The following is a 15,066-nucleotide window of genomic DNA, read 5'->3' on the forward strand; positions in this document are numbered from 1 at the left end:
ACTCTAAGGCACCGCTACTAGGTTAAGAATTTGGCTGATCACTTTATCTGCGTTCACACCTTCGGCTTGCGCCTGATAGCTTAATAATAAGCGGTGGCGCAGTACATTAAACGCAACTGCTTGAACATCTTCAGGTGAGACAAAGTCGCGTTGATGTAACCAGGCTCTAGCGCGAGCACAGCGCTCAAGTGAAATGGTGGCACGCGGACTCACGCCGTATTCAAGCCAAGATGCAAGCTCATCTGAATAGCGCTGTGGCTCACGCGTCGCCATGACTATTTCTACAATGTATTTCTCTAGCGGCTCAGCAAGGTAGATCTCTAAAGCTTGTTCACGCGCAGCGAAAATATCAGCTTGAGCAATCGGCTCAATTTTTGGTAGCTCGTGAGTGATGGCTTCACTTCTTGATTGACGCAAAATCTCAAACTCAGTGTCAGCACTTGGGTAATCAAGATTTAAGTGCATCAAGAAACGATCCAGCTGCGCCTCAGGTAGCGGGTAAGTACCTTCGTTTTCTAGCGGGTTTTGCGTCGCCATTACCAAAAATAACTTTGGTAGCGGGTAACTGGTTTTACCCACGGTAACTTGACCTTCAGCCATGGCTTCTAGCAGTGCTGATTGCACTTTTGCTGGAGCGCGGTTGATTTCGTCTGCCAGGATCAAATTATGGAAAATTGGCCCTGCCTCAAACTCAAAGCTACCTGTCTGCTGGCGGTAAATATCGGTACCAGTTAAGTCTGCTGGCAATAAGTCGGGGGTAAATTGAATACGGTGAAAATCACCTTCAACGCCATCACATAAGGCTTTTACTGCGCGCGTTTTTGCTAAACCTGGAGGACCCTCAACTAATAAGTGACCATCGGCGATCAGTGCGATAAGCAGGTTTTCAGTTAATACAGGTTGGCCTAAGACGACTTTATCTAGATAGCCTCTTAGGGAGTGGAAGCGACTTAAAGGCATTGAACTTACTCAATAATTGTTATTGTAAAAAACAGTTTATAGCGACTTATGGTATGGGTTCTAGTGGTGTTTGGCTAGTAGCATTAACAGATTTTAACTCGTTGCTTTTACATTGGCTTTTTAGATATTGGTAAACGGGTGTTTAAAACTGCAAAATAAAAAGTTAGAATCAGATCACACTTTAATGGTCTGACCAGCAAGGTTGGGCAAAATGGATTTCAAGCATGCCAGTTGGCAGTTGATATAAAGAAGAGGGTGACCAATGAGTGATAGACAGCAAGTAACCAATGCTAAAGGGGAGCGCGTTGCGATTGTCGCAGGCTTACGTACGCCTTTTGCAAAACAGGCGACCGCCTTTCATGGTGTTTCGGCATTAGATATGGGCAAGATGGTCGTCAATGAGTTGTTATCTCGCTCAGAGCTTGACCCAAAATTAATTGAGCAGTTGGTATATGGCCAAGTGGTGCAAATGCCAAAAGCACCAAACATTGCACGTGAAATTGTGATTGGCACTGGTATGGATATTCATACTGATGCATACAGTGTGACTCGTGCATGTGCGACTAGCTTCCAATCAACGGTTAACGTTGCTGAATCAATCATGACTGGCAACATTGATATTGGTATTGCTGGTGGTTCGGACTCTTCTTCCGTTTTACCTATTGGTGTGTCGACTAAGCTTGCCCATGCGCTTGTTGATTTAACTAAAGCGCGCACTTTTGGCCAGAAGCTCGCTATCTTCAGACGTCTTGGACTTAAAGATTTACTACCAGTGCCTCCAGCTGTTGCCGAGTACTCTACCAACCTTTCGATGGGACAAACCGCTGAGCAAATGGCTAAAAGCCATGGTATTACCCGTGTAGAGCAAGACGCATTAGCGCACCGTTCACACACGCTAGCAACGCAAACCTGGAACTCTGGTCATCTCGCAAATGAGGTGATGGCTGCCCACGTGCCGCCATACAAGCAGTTTATCGACCGCGATAACAATATTCGTGAAAACTCAGAGCTAGCGTCATACGCCAAATTGCGTCCTGTATTTGACCGCAAGCACGGCAGTGTTACCGCAGCGAACAGTACACCACTAACTGATGGTGCATCAGCCATTTTGCTAATGAGTGAAGGCAAAGCCAAGGCCTTAGGTTATGACCCTATTGGCTATATCAAGAGTTATGCGTTTACCGCTATTGACGTGTGGGAAGACATGTTGATGGGGCCATCTTACGCGACGCCACTGGCGCTTAAACGTGCAGGAATGGAGCTTGAAGATCTTACCCTGATTGAAATGCATGAGGCGTTTGCTGCGCAAGCACTGTCAAATGTGAAGATGTTTGGTTCGAAAAAGTTTGCTGAAGAAAAGCTAGGTCGCAATCGCGCCATTGGTGAAATCGACATGGATAAGTTCAACGTATTAGGTGGCTCGCTTGCTTATGGTCATCCTTTTGCTGCAACTGGCGCTCGTCTGATCACTCAAGTGTGTAACGAGCTTAAGCGTCGCGGCGGCGGTACAGGCCTAACGACTGCGTGCGCCGCAGGCGGTTTAGGTGCAGCAATGATTGTAGAAGTGGAGTAATAGAACATGGAAAAGACTTTTGAATTAACTCGCCGTGAAGATGGTATTGCTATTTTAACCATGGACGTGCCGGGCGAGACCATGAATACCCTTAAAGCTGAGTTTGGTCCTGAGATCAGTGAAATTCTTAGCGAAGTTAAGCAAGACACTTCTATCAAAGGCTTAGTGATTATTTCTGGCAAGTCTGACTCATTTGTAGCAGGTGCTGACATCACTATGCTTGATGCCTGCACCAGCGTTGAAGCCGCAAAGGAGCTATCCCAACAAGGTCATGTTGTTTTCAACGAGCTTGAAAACTTAAAGATTCCTGTTGTGGCAGCAATTAATGGTGCATGTTTAGGTGGTGGCCTAGAGCTGGCGCTTGCGTGTCATTTGCGAGTATGTACTGACGATAAGAAAACCGTGCTGGGTGTACCTGAAGTTCAGCTTGGTTTACTTCCAGGCGGCGGTGGTACTCAAAGGCTACCTCGCTTGGTTGGTGTGACAACCGCACTGGATATGATGCTAACCGGCAAGCAAATCCGCCCGAAAAAGGCACTTAAAATGGGTTTGGTAGATGACATGGTGCCAGGTTCTATTTTGCTCGAAGCGGCCATTAAGCTGGCTAAAAAAGGCAAAAAAGCTGCTAATAAGGTCAAGCCTACTCTGGTGAATAAGGTGCTTGAGTCAACTTCATTTACGCGTGATGTGGTATTTAAACAAGCAGGCAAGCAAGTTGAGAGCAAGACTCATGGTAATTATCCTGCGCCAGCTAAAATTATTGACTGTGTTCGCCAAGGCTTGAACAAAGGCCTAACAAAAGGCTTAGAAGTTGAAGCAAGCCACTTTGCTGAGCTGGTTATGTCAAAAGAGTCTGAAGCTCTGCGCAGTATTTTCTTTGCAACCACTGAGATGAAAAAAGAAACCGGCGCAGAGGGCGCTGAGCCACGCGATATTAACAAGGCCATGGTTCTTGGCGGTGGCTTGATGGGCGGCGGTATTGCATCGGTTACGACCACCAAGGCAAAAGTGCCTGTGCGCGTGAAAGATATTTCAGAGCAAGGCTTAAGCAATGCACTGGCATACGCTTACAAGTTGTTAGCTAAAGGCGTAAAACGCCGCCATATGACGCCAGCTGTACGCGATAATTTAATGGCGCTAATGACTACAACAACCGAATATAAAGGCGTTAAAGATGCCGATATTGTTGTTGAAGCGGTATTTGAAGATTTAAGCCTCAAGCATCAAATGGTAAAAGATGTTGAGCGTGAATGTGGTGAGAATACTATCTTTGCGTCTAACACTTCATCACTTCCTATTGGTCAAATTGCACAGGCTGCATCACGCCCAGAAAACGTTATCGGCCTGCATTACTTCTCTCCGGTTGAAAAAATGCCTCTGGTTGAAGTAATTGCGCACAAAACAACGTCTCCAGAAACTATTGCCACAACCGTAGCCTTTGCTCGCAAGCAAGGTAAAACACCAATTGTGGTGCAAGATGGTGCTGGTTTTTATGTTAACCGCATTTTAGCGCTTTATATGAACGAAGCTGCTCAGTGGTTGCTAGAGGGGCAACGTGTTGAGCACCTTGATAAAGCTTTGGTTAAGTTTGGATTCCCTGTTGGGCCTATGACCTTGCTTGACGAAGTGGGCATTGATGTTGGTGCTAAGATCTCTCCTATTCTTGAGAAAGAGCTAGGCGAGCGTTTCTCAGCTCCTCAAGCGTTTGATCAACTTCTTGCTGATGACCGTAAGGGTCGTAAGAACGGTAAGGGCTTCTATCTTTATGGTGCTAAGGCCAAGAAAGGTAAGCAGGTAGATGAGTCTGTGTATGGCGTGTTAGGTATTCAAGCTGGCTCAGATAAAGATATCAAGCAGGTAGCTGAGCGCTGCGTTGTGCAAATGCTAAATGAAGCGGTGCGCTGTTTAGAAGAGAAGATCATCGCATCGCCACGTGATGGTGATATTGGTGCTATTTTCGGTATTGGCTTCCCACCATTCCTGGGCGGGCCATTTAGGTATATTGATTCATTAGGCGCTGCAAACCTGGTGGCTACTTTAGAGCGTTATCAATCTATGTACGGTGAGCGTTTTGCTCCGGCTCAAATGCTCAAAGATATGGCGGCTGAGGGTAAATCTTTTTACTCATAATGGTCATTATCTAAAGATTTTGTGTCATGCAATTGCATGAATGAGTTACATTTGTTTAAAAAAACGGCATATTGTTGCCGTTTTTTTTTGCCTGCAAGGAAGACTTTTGCCTGATTATTGTTCGATTTTAGTGGTTTTTTGGTGTATATTTGCGCGCCTCGCTAGTAATAAGGTCTAGGTGAAGTAGTCAGCAAGCTAGATATTTAGTTGTATTTTGCCTAGTTGAGCTGTTCAGCAGAAAAGTTAGCGATTACCCTAGCGCTGTTTTGTTGCGTTGTTTCTGAAGAAGTTTGAGGTTTCAGTTTTGCAAATTGATTGGTTATTGATGGCTTTAGTGTGGGTTGCCAGTGGCTTGCTTATTGGTAATAGCGCGTTTTACCAAGGCTTAGCGGTAAAGCGCTGGGCTTGTGCAGGGTTTATATTAGGACCTGCCGCATATCCTCTATTTAATGCTCATAAGCGTATCGCTCAAGGAAAGCTAGATGCATCTCAGGCGGTAGTGTCTAAGTTCTAGCAATTAGATCTAATATTGAAGCTGAGGTAGTGTGAAGCTCGTTAGAGGATAGTTTCGCCAGAAGAGTAGTACTGCACATAAAGCGAAAGGGAGCCATATGGCTCCCTTTTCGTCTTATCTAATCGTTATTTCCACCAGGCTTTGGCTGGGATAACTTCTAAATGATCTAAGCCCTCAGGCAATTTAACTTGTTTTCTTGCTGGCTTAGCTAGACCTAAAGCAACTTTTAGTGATTTAAACATAGTAATTACCTCTTAATTAAGCTGTTTGCGCGTTAGCAAGTTTGATGTTTGGGAAGCTCGCAAGTTGTTGTTCAGATAGCTTGATGTTAGGGAAGCTAGCAAGTTGTTGCTCAGATAGCTTGATATTAGGGAAGCTAGCAAGTTGTTGCTCAGTTAGCTTGATGTTAGGGAAGCTAGCAAGTTGTTGTTCCGAAAGCTTGATGTTAGGAAAGCTAGCAAGCCGTTGTTCCGAAAGGTTAATATTAGGGAAGCTAGCTAATTGTTGCTCAGATAGCTTGATATTAGGGAAGCTAGCTAATTGCTGCTCAGATAGCTTGATATTAGGGAAACTAGCCAATTGCTGCTCAGATAGCTTGATATTAGGGAAGCTAGCTAATTGTTGCTCAGATAGCTTGATATTAGGGAAGCTAGCTAATTGCTGCTCAGATAGCTTGATATTAGGGAAACTAGCCAATTGCTGCTCAGATAGCTTGATATTAGGGAAACTAGCCAATTGCTGCTCAGATAGCTTGATATTAGGGAAGCTAGCTAATTGCTGCTCAGATAGCTTGATGTTAGGGAAGCTAGTTAATTGCTGCTCAGAAAGCTTGATATTAGGGAAGCTAGCTAATTGCTGCTCTGAAAGCTTGATGTTGGGAAAGCTAGCAAGTTGTTGCTCAGATAGCTTGATATTTTGAAAGCTATCTTTTTTAGTGTCAAATGCAACAGCAGGGTTAGTTAAAGCGGCGGCTACACTTAGGGCAATTAGTCCTTTAATCATTTTTTCATCTCTCTCAGGTTAAATTTAGTACGAAGACTGATTTTTGTTATCTGAGAGAGGTTTTGCAGATGCTATGCCAATGTTCTGCTAATGATGAAAAAAATATTTATTCAGTTAGTTTACTTTCTGCAGTTTGCGTTGCGTGTCAGATTCAAGTAATAGTGTGAAGTCTGCTTCTGGTATGGGTTTACTGTATATATAACCTTGAATTTCTTCACAATTAAGTGCTTTTAAGATGTTGAGCTGCGCCGTTTGTTCAACACCTTCTCCAACTACTGATAGCCCCATGTTGTGCGCAATCGTAATAATCGAGTCGACCATCTTGAGATCCCTATCAGACTTATCGATGTCGTCAACAAAACTTTTGTCTATCTTTAAGCAATTGATTGGAAAGCGTTTTAGGTATGATAATGATGAATAACCTGTACCAAAGTCATCTAATGCAAGGCTAACCCCCATTTTTGATAGTTGTAGCATCACCTTTATGGCATTTTCAGGGTTTTTAATTACTGTCCCTTCAGTGATTTCCAATTCTAAGTGTTTGGCTGGTAGCTTTGTAAGACGTAAAATTGACTCAATTCTCTGCTGAAGATCCGGTAGCGCAAACTGACGTGACGATAAATTGACAGCAACTCGTCCAGAAAACACGCCTTCATCTAACCATTTATTTGCAGCAAAACAGGCCTTTCGAAGTACAACGTCACCAATCTCTACAATTAGGCCATTTTCTTCAGCAAGTGGGATAAATACGTTAGGTGGAATAAGCCCCTTTTGCGGGTGCTTCAAGCGTACTAGTGCTTCCATGCCGGCTAGGCAGTCATTTTTAACATCAACCTTAGGTTGATAGTAAACCTCGAATAAATCATCTTTTAATGCTTCACGAATTAGGTTTTCTGTTTCTAGTTGCTTAAGTGCATTTTGGTTGAGCGATTCTGAGTAGAATTGGTAGCGATTGCCGCCGGCAGATTTTGCATGGTACATAGCAATATCTGCTTTGCGTAACAGTGCTTGCTCGCTCTGTTCGTCTTCAGGATAAAGTACGATGCCGATGCTGATACCAACTACTAAGGATTCGTCTCCTATTTCAAAGGCTGGGTTGAGTGCTTGAATGATATTGGATGCGATAGCAGCGCAGGAGCCAATATCAGGCGTTTGGTCGATGAGCAAAGCAAACTCATCTCCACCAAGGCGATAAAGTGAAGCCACGTTTGGCACCGACATCTTAATCCGTTCAGCGATACCAATAAGTAAGTCATCACCAATCTGATGACCAAGTGAGTCGTTTATTCGTTTGAAGTTATCGACATCGAGCACCATAAGAGTGTGATGAACGTCCTTCATTACAAGATTGCTTAAGGTTACTTGTAAGCTCGAACGGTTAGGAAGGCCAGTAAGAATGTCGTTATTGGTTAGTTTTCTAAGTTCCTCTTCTTGTTGTTTACGACGAGTAATGTCAGAGAATACGCCCACGTAGTGACTGGTATCGCCTTGCTCGTTATAGATGGCATCAATGGTTAACTCCATCAAGAAGTGCTCGCCATCGCCGCGGCTAGCTTCAACTTCGCCTGCCCAGCGACCTTGCTGTTTGAGTAGGCTTCTTACCTGCTCAGAATATTGGGTAGGGTAGCGGTCAAACTCAAGTTGAATGCCTTCAAATTTTTCTCTTGAGTTTGCGGATATGTCACAACAGGCATCGTTTACTTCAACGAAAAAGTAGTTTTCATCGAGGATAAACATTCCTTCTGAGATATTTTCGATTGCGCGGGCAAACAGTCTGAGTTGCTCTTCCGTTTGTTTGATCTTATTAATATCTTTAATTGTGCCCGTCATACGAACTGGACGCTCTTTTTGATCTCGCTCCACTATCTTGGCTCGGTCAAGGATCCAGTTCCACTGGTTGTCTCTACCTTTTACTCGATAGGTGATTTCAAAATGGTCGGTTAGGCCGCTGAAATGATCGTTCAGTGCCTTTTGTACCCTATGTTGGTCATGAGGGTGGATATTACTTTGTTCTCCTTCAGTGCCTGAGCGGCGACCGTCACGAGGGAAATCTAACGTACCCCAAATATTGGAACGATAAATATGACCTGATTCAATATCCCAGTCCCACATTTCATCGCCGCTTCCCCAAAGTGATAGTTTAAGACGTTCTTCACTCAAGGCTACTTGACGTTGAATTTGTCGGCGCTTCATCACTGCTCGTGATATAAGCGATGCAATAATGAGTACGATTAGGGCGTAGACAAGCTTGGCTTGTACCGTGAGCCACCAAGGTGGAGTAATGGTTATTGCTAGGCGTCTCTCTGGCCCGTAATGTCCTGAAACTTTATCCACCGCTTCTATGGTAAATATATAGTCTCCAGGAGATAGGTTAGTGTAGGTTGCAGAATTTACACCTTGCGCTGCGATCCACTCTTGATCTAGACCTAGCAATTTATATCTAAAATCAACTGTATTTGAGGCTCGGCCGACAGCATTAAATTTTATACTAAACGGATAGTCCGAGTATTTTAGTTTAATTCTATCTTGATGGTTTAAAGTTGAAGATAAAATTGTCCCGTCTATTTTTACTGGGGAGTTGAATAGTAGCAGTTCCTTTAAGTTGGTTTTTATGTTTACTTTCTTGTTTAGCTCGGAAGATATTTCATTCGTATTGATTAGGCTCAACCCTTCTGTGCCACCAAATAGAATATTCTCGCCAATACTAAGGGAGGAACTGACCGCGTAATCACCTAAAGCGCCATTGTTTTTCCCTAAACGAATATGTGAGTTTTTTATTGCACTGATTACATTTATCTCATAAGCTGAAGATGTTAATAAAAAGGTGTTGTATTGATCTATTGAATAGATAACCTTATCATTACTGAAAACCTCTGAAATTCTTTCAGGCTTTTCTATATTAACGCTTAGTAAAGAAGTCCTTGTGCCAAAATATAGTTTGTTGTTATCAAGTTTTAGGCTGGTTGCAATATCTTCATCAAATATTGTTCTTACTTCACCAGATTTTCTGTCTATGGAATGCAAGCCTTTCTGACTCGCGACCCAAGTTTTGGAGCTAGAAATAAGTGTGTCAAATATCGGGTACTGTTGTTTTGAATTAAACTCCCTTACAAGATTTTTATTCTCAAATTCAAGTATCTTTCCAGAAAACGTGCCAGCGATAATCGTGTTTTTAAATGCCTTTAAATGAGTAATATGCTTATCAGTCAGTCGTGAAATTTCACCATTTTCACTTTTAACATACAGGCCTTGCTTTCCTCCTACATATAAATCGCTGTTATCAAAAGCCAAAAATTTAGGACCTATCACTCCTTTAAAAACAATGCTGTCTTTAATGTTTAAATTCTCGTCAAGAGTATGTATCGACTCATCACTTGTACCAATATATAAAGTATTATCATTGCTTACGACGGACCAAATGTTTGTCAGTTGAGGTGCAACATTTTTTACTAGGTTATTTGTTTTAGATATAAAAACAAAGCCTTCGTCATAGTTGGCTATTATAATGGAGTTATTCTTTTCGTTAATATATAAGGCTGTTGTACGTTCAATGTTTGCATTTGTACTTCCAATTTTATTAACTTCGTAGTTCCTGTTGATTTTAAAAACGCTGCGGTGATTCGTTGCAATTACAAAGTCGAAGTTGATGCCTTTGTTAGTCCTGTTGTCGAAGGTTTCGAATTCTTGATTGCTTATTTTCGTAAGGTCATTGGATTGGGTTAATGTGAAAGTACCTCGTTGAGAAGTGATAAGTAGTTGGTCATTTAATTTAGTTATATCGTTTGTGTTGTCAATAACTCGCTTGATTGTGTTATTTTCTACTCTAAAAACAATGCCATCATAGTTACGAATGTAATACCCTCCATTCAACTTGATTATTTTTTTTACTTCTTTGAAATCATTAGAGGTGAATTTATTTAATAAATGGTGGTCACCGCTATTTAATATGAGTACTTCGTTGTTAAACCCTAGCAAAAGCTCTCCATCTTGCTCATCTAGAGACCAAATAGCTCTTTCTCCTATTAGCATATGTTGAGAGCTATTGTGAAAAGTTTCTGTATGTTGATTAAATATACTTAAACCGCGATCAGTACCAACAAGCATTCTCCCTTGGCTGTCAATAAGTAGTTGGCGAATGAAGGAGCTTGCTAGATGTGGATGATCTTTGTTGGCATGAAACTGCTTGAATTCGTTACCATCAAAACGATTTAGTCCATTGATAGTGCCGACCCATATGTAACCCTCGCTGTCTTCGACAAACGATGATACGGTGTTCTGCGACAAACCATCTGCAACTGAATAGCTGTCATAGTTAAGCTGGATATCGAACTGACTCGTAGATGAGTCGATGCTGAAGTCAGCATAAGAAAATGTACTGAGTAGTACTGAGAAGAGCAGAAAACATCCGAGTAAAAATCGAGGCATAGGTATTATACTTTTTTTGAAGATGCCGAGTAAAAGTTGTTAAAAATACTACTTTTTCAGAAAGGCATCCCGTTGTCAAAATTATGTTATTCAAGATGTGCTAAGTGACAGATTTTTAACCGTTTCAATATGACTTTTTTACTGTTACCAGCCTAAATTGTAGTCGATTTTATCGTGTGTATAGTGAATTTTAGTCGTTCGTGTTAAATCCGCGGTTAGTCCGCGGATTTGTATGCAAATACAATTTCTCACAATTGTTGTCGTCAGGCTTGCTCGCTGTCTAACTATCAAAACTCGAACTTATTGGCGCGAGCTTTGAACTGCTTTAGGTTTTCAATCATGTTGTCGTTATGCAATGACTCTTCGGTGAGGTGGGCTTCACCCTGGTTAAATAGCACAAGGCGATCGCAGGTTCTACTGCGCATATGTTCCATGATCAGCTTGATGAGGTCAGCACGTGTGAGTTTAGTAATTTCAGCCACAACTTTTTCACGTTGATTAAATTCATAATCACGATTACCTAAGCTCACCCAGTAACGTTGGCCTCGCGTTTTAAGGTTGGCATCGTGTTCCATTACTTGGTTGATCAAGCCTTGCTTGGTCATTTGCCATTGCTCGTTGGTGATCTGCATTACTGCGTAGCTAAAATCTGCAATGAATTCGTCGATTGCTTCAAGTAATTTACGTGGTCCTGCACTTGGTGATTGGATATAGAAAATGATCCCTGGGTGTCTGTTCAGCGGTAAGTAACCGCTGCCAACCATATAGCCTAATTGCTGTTTGGTTCGTAGCTCATTGAAAAAGCTTGATGACATGGTGTGATTAAGCAAGCTAAACAGTGCCATTCTATCTGGCGTTGTTTCTGGAGACTGGTAATAAACAATGATTGCGCTGTCCTGGTGGGGGATAGACTTTTCCCTCAGCAGGGTACTGTGGCCTCTAAGGTCAACAAGTTCTCGCGATGATTCACCACTTGGCTTAGTCACCAGCGACAGTAATGCTTGCAGTCTGGCGCCCAAACTTTGCGCTTCTTCGGCTAACCAGTCACCATAAACTAAACCCTCAAGATAAATCTTCTCGTAAAAATCACTGACATGGTTATGGAGATCTTCAAGTGTAATATCTTCTAGCTCTTCAGCCATCCTTGCGGGTTCATAACTGCGCTTTTGCAAGGTTACAGTTAACGAGGTAAATAATTGTGAAATGGGTTTTGCTTGAACCGCATTGTGCCAACCGCGCAGGATCTGCTTTTTGATTAACTTAAAGCGTTCAGGCGTAAAGTTACGCTCGCGTGCCTTATTGATGATTAGTGCAAGTAGCGTTTCTTGATTACCGCTGTAGCCAGTCAGGTGAAGAGTAATGCCGCCTTGATGAGGGTAAATATGATAATTCAACCCAGCAACCTCAGCTTGATAGGTGGCTTCAGATAAATAATCTAAAACCATTTCGACATACAAACGAGTCAGAGCTGCGTGTCTTGGTGTCGGTGAGGCTTTTGCCGAGTCCATCGATAGGAACATGTGTCCTTTAGGGACATTAAACTCATCATCCTTTTTATGCCAGATACGGTAGCCATCGCCTTTAGACACAATAACAGGTACTTGACTGACATTATCGCTCGGTCGAGTCGTTGGGCTATCCACAATAAATGGATTTTTAGGTGGAAGGACTAATTCCTGTCTTGGTTGAGTAGCGCTGCGCCACTTTTCGATGCGCTCTTTGTTAATCGCACTAGTTTTATATTGGGTGTGATACCAGTCTGCAGCTTGATCTGTCTCTACCTCTTTGCAAACCAGTTGAATACGCATGTTGTCGACATTAAATGCATCAAGTAGTTCTTTGGCCTCAGCAATATCAAGCTCGTCCATGCGATAGTCACCGTAGACCACATCAGCCGCATGATAGTGATGCATGTTAATGCTGAGGTGCGACACTAGGTCTAATACCTTAATTTGTTCCTGAAATTGGAATGAGGTTTGCAATAAGCTCGCGCGCTCTTGATAGCGCCATTGTTCAAGGCCGTGCTGTTTTATTAAGGCGATATATTCAAATACACAGCTAATCACGTCATCAAGTTGCTGATAGCCAGACTCAGTTAGCTGGATCATGACTGCGTAGTCTTTAAAGTTGTAGCCGTTAACGCCGCCACCTGCTGATAAGTTGTTCGCCCAATTTTGCTCCTTTAGATAGGCCAATAAGCTTCCAGGACCTTCGTTACCAAGCAGGTGACTGATAAACGTGAGCGGTTTGCGTTGATAGTATTTGTCGATACCATCCAGGCAAAAACTAATGGAAACTCTGCGCTGTTCTTTCAGCGGCTTAACATTAATCTGACGTTGATTTTGCGCCTCATCAATAAAAGGTACATCAGGATAGTGTTTGGCAATTTTATTGTTGTTAATTGAGCCAAAGTAGCGAGTAGCCAGAGCTTTAAGCTCAGTTAGTGTTAGCGGCGCTACTAAACACAAGGTCATAAGGTTGGCGCTGTAATGAGTTTGATAAAAGTCGACGAGTTCATCACGCATTTGTTGCTGCGTGCCAGCAAGGGTTTTTAAGTTGCCGACTGAGAATTTTGAAAACGGATGCGCTGGGTTGATGGATTCTTTCTGTACTTGATATATACGCCTAACGTCATCTTTAAGCTTTAGGCTGTATTCAGACTCAATCGCTTGACGTTCACGGTCGACCAAGTCCAGGTCAAATTTAGGCGCAATAAAGAATTGGCTAAATCTATCTAGAGATTCTTCAAACACATTGGCGTTGATACTGTAAAAGAAGTTGGTGTGCTCGGTGCCTGTCCAGGCATTGTTGTTGCCACCATGCTGGTTGATAAAAGCATGGTACTCACCGGCATCTGGAAACTTCTCTGTTCCTAAAAACAACATGTGTTCGAGAAAGTGCGCCATGCCCGGGCGTTCTATTGGATCGTCGAAATGCCCAACACCTACAGCCATAGAGGCTGCAGCTTGAGTCGCCTGTTTATCTTCGACTAACAATACCCGCAGCTGGTTATCCAGAGTTAGGTATTGATACTGGCGATGGTCGTTTGGGCTCTTTATTACTGGTGGAAAATCAGACAAGGAATAGCTCCACATAACAAAACTCTTTATATATTGATCTGCTTCAGAGTTTTTGGCAAATAACTCATGACATTATCGACTAAAGAATAACGAAAGTTTGTTTTGTAGCGTTTTAAATCACGGTACAATTATTGGACTAACAACAAAAATTGCCTCGAGAGTAGTATGCAGCTGTTTTTAATGCGCCATGGTGAAGCCGGATTTGATGCGCCGTCAGATAGAGAAAGAAAGTTAACCGATACAGGACGTTATCAAACCCGTTTAATGGCAAATTGGCTAAGCAAGCACGCAGACCAATTCGAGTTAGTGATTGTAAGCCCGTATCTTCGTGCTCAGCAAACCTGGCAAGAGGTGAGTAAGTCACTGCCTGAGCCTGGCCATTTTGTGACACTTGATGATGTCACGCCAAATGCCGACCCAAGTTATGGAGTCGATGCGATTAAAGCCTACGCCGAGCAATTCGGCGCTGAGAAAGTATTAGTGATTTCGCACATGCCAATCGTAGGTTTTATGGTGCATGAATTTGATACCAGTATTGAACCACCGATTTTCGCAACATCAGCCATTGCAAAAATTGATAGTCAAGGTGAGGTGGCTAACTTCGAAGGCATGTACACACCGCAAAATGTAGCCTAACAAAAGGCGCTGCCGTGAATCGGCCATATGGTCGTAGACAAAAAGCTCAAATACACAAAAAGCCTCAAACCATGAGGCTTTTTTTGCATTTCTTTACTGGTAAAACCGCTGCTCGACATCAGCTGTAAAGCACTAACTGCTAAAAACTAGCGGCGAAAAGGTTGGTCGCCAATATCAAGTAACACCAGCAGCGCAGCATCTCCGCCCCATTCTTTAGGCGCTTGATGGAAGGCTTTAACGCTTGGGTGCTGTGCAAGCCACATAGGCACTTGCTGCTTTAAAATACCTGTTCCGTGACCATGCATAATGCAGCAACATTGGCTTTGCTGTTTCATCGTCGCTTGGATAAGCGCAACAATTTCCAGCTTAGCTTCTGCCTGACGCATGCCATGTAAATCTAACAGCAGATCTGGTACATAATCACCACGCCTTAAACGCTTTAGCTCTAACTTATCAACGTCCTCGTTAATCCACTTCATTGGACCTTCACTAGGCAATAAAGGCTGATATTGATCAGAGAAATAGCTATCGGCGTAAACTTTCTGGCTGGCAGTTTCAAGCGTCTGTTTGGCTTTCACTTGTTGTTTAAAGTGATGCGCGCGCTGCTCTATGGGTTTGACATCAGCAAAAAGCGCTGCAAAGTCGCCGCCTGCAAGGTTTTTATCATCTTTCATCAGCATATTATATGGAAATCTAGTCCAGCATGGTAGACATCAGTTACAATAGCGGCGAACAGAATACTAGGA

At 42.8% G+C, this 15,066-nt stretch carries 9 protein-coding genes; 4 read left to right on the plus strand and 5 right to left on the minus strand.

Going from position 1 to position 15,066, the window contains the following annotated elements; all coding sequences use genetic code 11:
* Positions 1-3: 3 nt before the first annotated feature.
* Positions 4-960: an AAA family ATPase gene (locus tag EXU30_RS16495; RefSeq protein ID WP_130601859.1), complete on the minus strand. Its 957-nt coding sequence runs from the start codon at positions 958-960 to the stop codon at positions 4-6.
* A gap of 262 nt (positions 961-1,222) precedes the next feature.
* Here EXU30_RS16495 and fadI point away from each other — a divergent pair, with 262 nt between their 5' ends.
* From fadI to EXU30_RS16510, 3 genes are all read left to right on the plus strand, one after another.
* A complete protein-coding gene (gene fadI, locus EXU30_RS16500; protein WP_130601861.1) occupies positions 1,223-2,533 on the plus strand; it encodes an acetyl-CoA C-acyltransferase FadI in 1,311 nt (436 codons plus the stop codon).
* A gap of 6 nt (positions 2,534-2,539) precedes the next feature.
* On the plus strand, positions 2,540-4,663 hold the full coding sequence (fadJ, locus tag EXU30_RS16505) for a fatty acid oxidation complex subunit alpha FadJ (protein ID WP_130601863.1): 2,124 nt from the start codon (positions 2,540-2,542) through the stop codon (positions 4,661-4,663).
* 304 nt (positions 4,664-4,967) lie between these two features.
* Entirely contained in the window at positions 4,968-5,177 is a 210-nt protein-coding gene (locus tag EXU30_RS16510; RefSeq protein WP_242620248.1) for a hypothetical protein, read from the plus strand.
* 258 nt (positions 5,178-5,435) lie between these two features.
* On the opposite strand, the gene EXU30_RS16520 is transcribed toward EXU30_RS16510, so the two are convergent.
* The 3 genes from EXU30_RS16520 to EXU30_RS16530 all read right to left on the minus strand — a co-directional run bounded on the left by EXU30_RS16520 (position 5,436) and on the right by EXU30_RS16530 (position 13,684).
* Positions 5,436-6,179 (minus strand): hypothetical protein, encoded by a 744-nt coding sequence (locus EXU30_RS16520; RefSeq protein WP_130601867.1) that lies wholly within the window; start codon positions 6,177-6,179, stop codon positions 5,436-5,438.
* Positions 6,180-6,293: 114 nt separating this feature from the next.
* Complete coding sequence (locus tag EXU30_RS16525) at positions 6,294-10,604, minus strand: EAL domain-containing protein (protein WP_130601869.1); 4,311 nt, start codon at positions 10,602-10,604, stop codon at positions 6,294-6,296.
* A 287-nt stretch (positions 10,605-10,891) separates the two neighbouring features.
* A complete protein-coding gene (locus EXU30_RS16530) occupies positions 10,892-13,684 on the minus strand; it encodes an insulinase family protein (RefSeq protein WP_242620249.1) in 2,793 nt (930 codons plus the stop codon).
* Between the two features lie 165 nt (positions 13,685-13,849).
* Between EXU30_RS16530 and sixA the strand changes: the two genes are divergently transcribed.
* Complete coding sequence (gene sixA, locus EXU30_RS16535) at positions 13,850-14,320, plus strand: phosphohistidine phosphatase SixA (RefSeq protein ID WP_130601873.1); 471 nt, start codon at positions 13,850-13,852, stop codon at positions 14,318-14,320.
* A gap of 146 nt (positions 14,321-14,466) precedes the next feature.
* On the opposite strand, the gene smrB is transcribed toward sixA, so the two are convergent.
* Positions 14,467-14,997, minus strand: a complete 531-nt coding sequence (gene smrB, locus EXU30_RS16540) for an endonuclease SmrB (RefSeq protein WP_423213387.1) — start codon at positions 14,995-14,997, stop codon at positions 14,467-14,469.
* Positions 14,998-15,066: the final 69 nt, after the last annotated feature.

It is taken from the genome of Shewanella maritima (genome assembly GCF_004295345.1).
In the GTDB taxonomy this organism is placed as follows: domain Bacteria; phylum Pseudomonadota; class Gammaproteobacteria; order Enterobacterales; family Shewanellaceae; genus Shewanella; species Shewanella maritima.

Coding starts and splice junctions, on each gene's coding strand:
- EXU30_RS16525 (WP_130601869.1), bottom strand. CDS start 10,604: ATGCCTCGATTTTTACTCGGATGTTTTCTGCTCTTCTCAGTACTACTC.
- fadJ (WP_130601863.1), top strand. CDS start 2,540: ATGGAAAAGACTTTTGAATTAACTCGCCGTGAAGATGGTATTGCTATT.
- sixA (WP_130601873.1), top strand. CDS start 13,850: ATGCAGCTGTTTTTAATGCGCCATGGTGAAGCCGGATTTGATGCGCCG.
- EXU30_RS16495 (WP_130601859.1), bottom strand. CDS start 960: ATGCCTTTAAGTCGCTTCCACTCCCTAAGAGGCTATCTAGATAAAGTC.
- fadI (WP_130601861.1), top strand. CDS start 1,223: ATGAGTGATAGACAGCAAGTAACCAATGCTAAAGGGGAGCGCGTTGCG.
- EXU30_RS16520 (WP_130601867.1), bottom strand. CDS start 6,179: ATGATTAAAGGACTAATTGCCCTAAGTGTAGCCGCCGCTTTAACTAAC.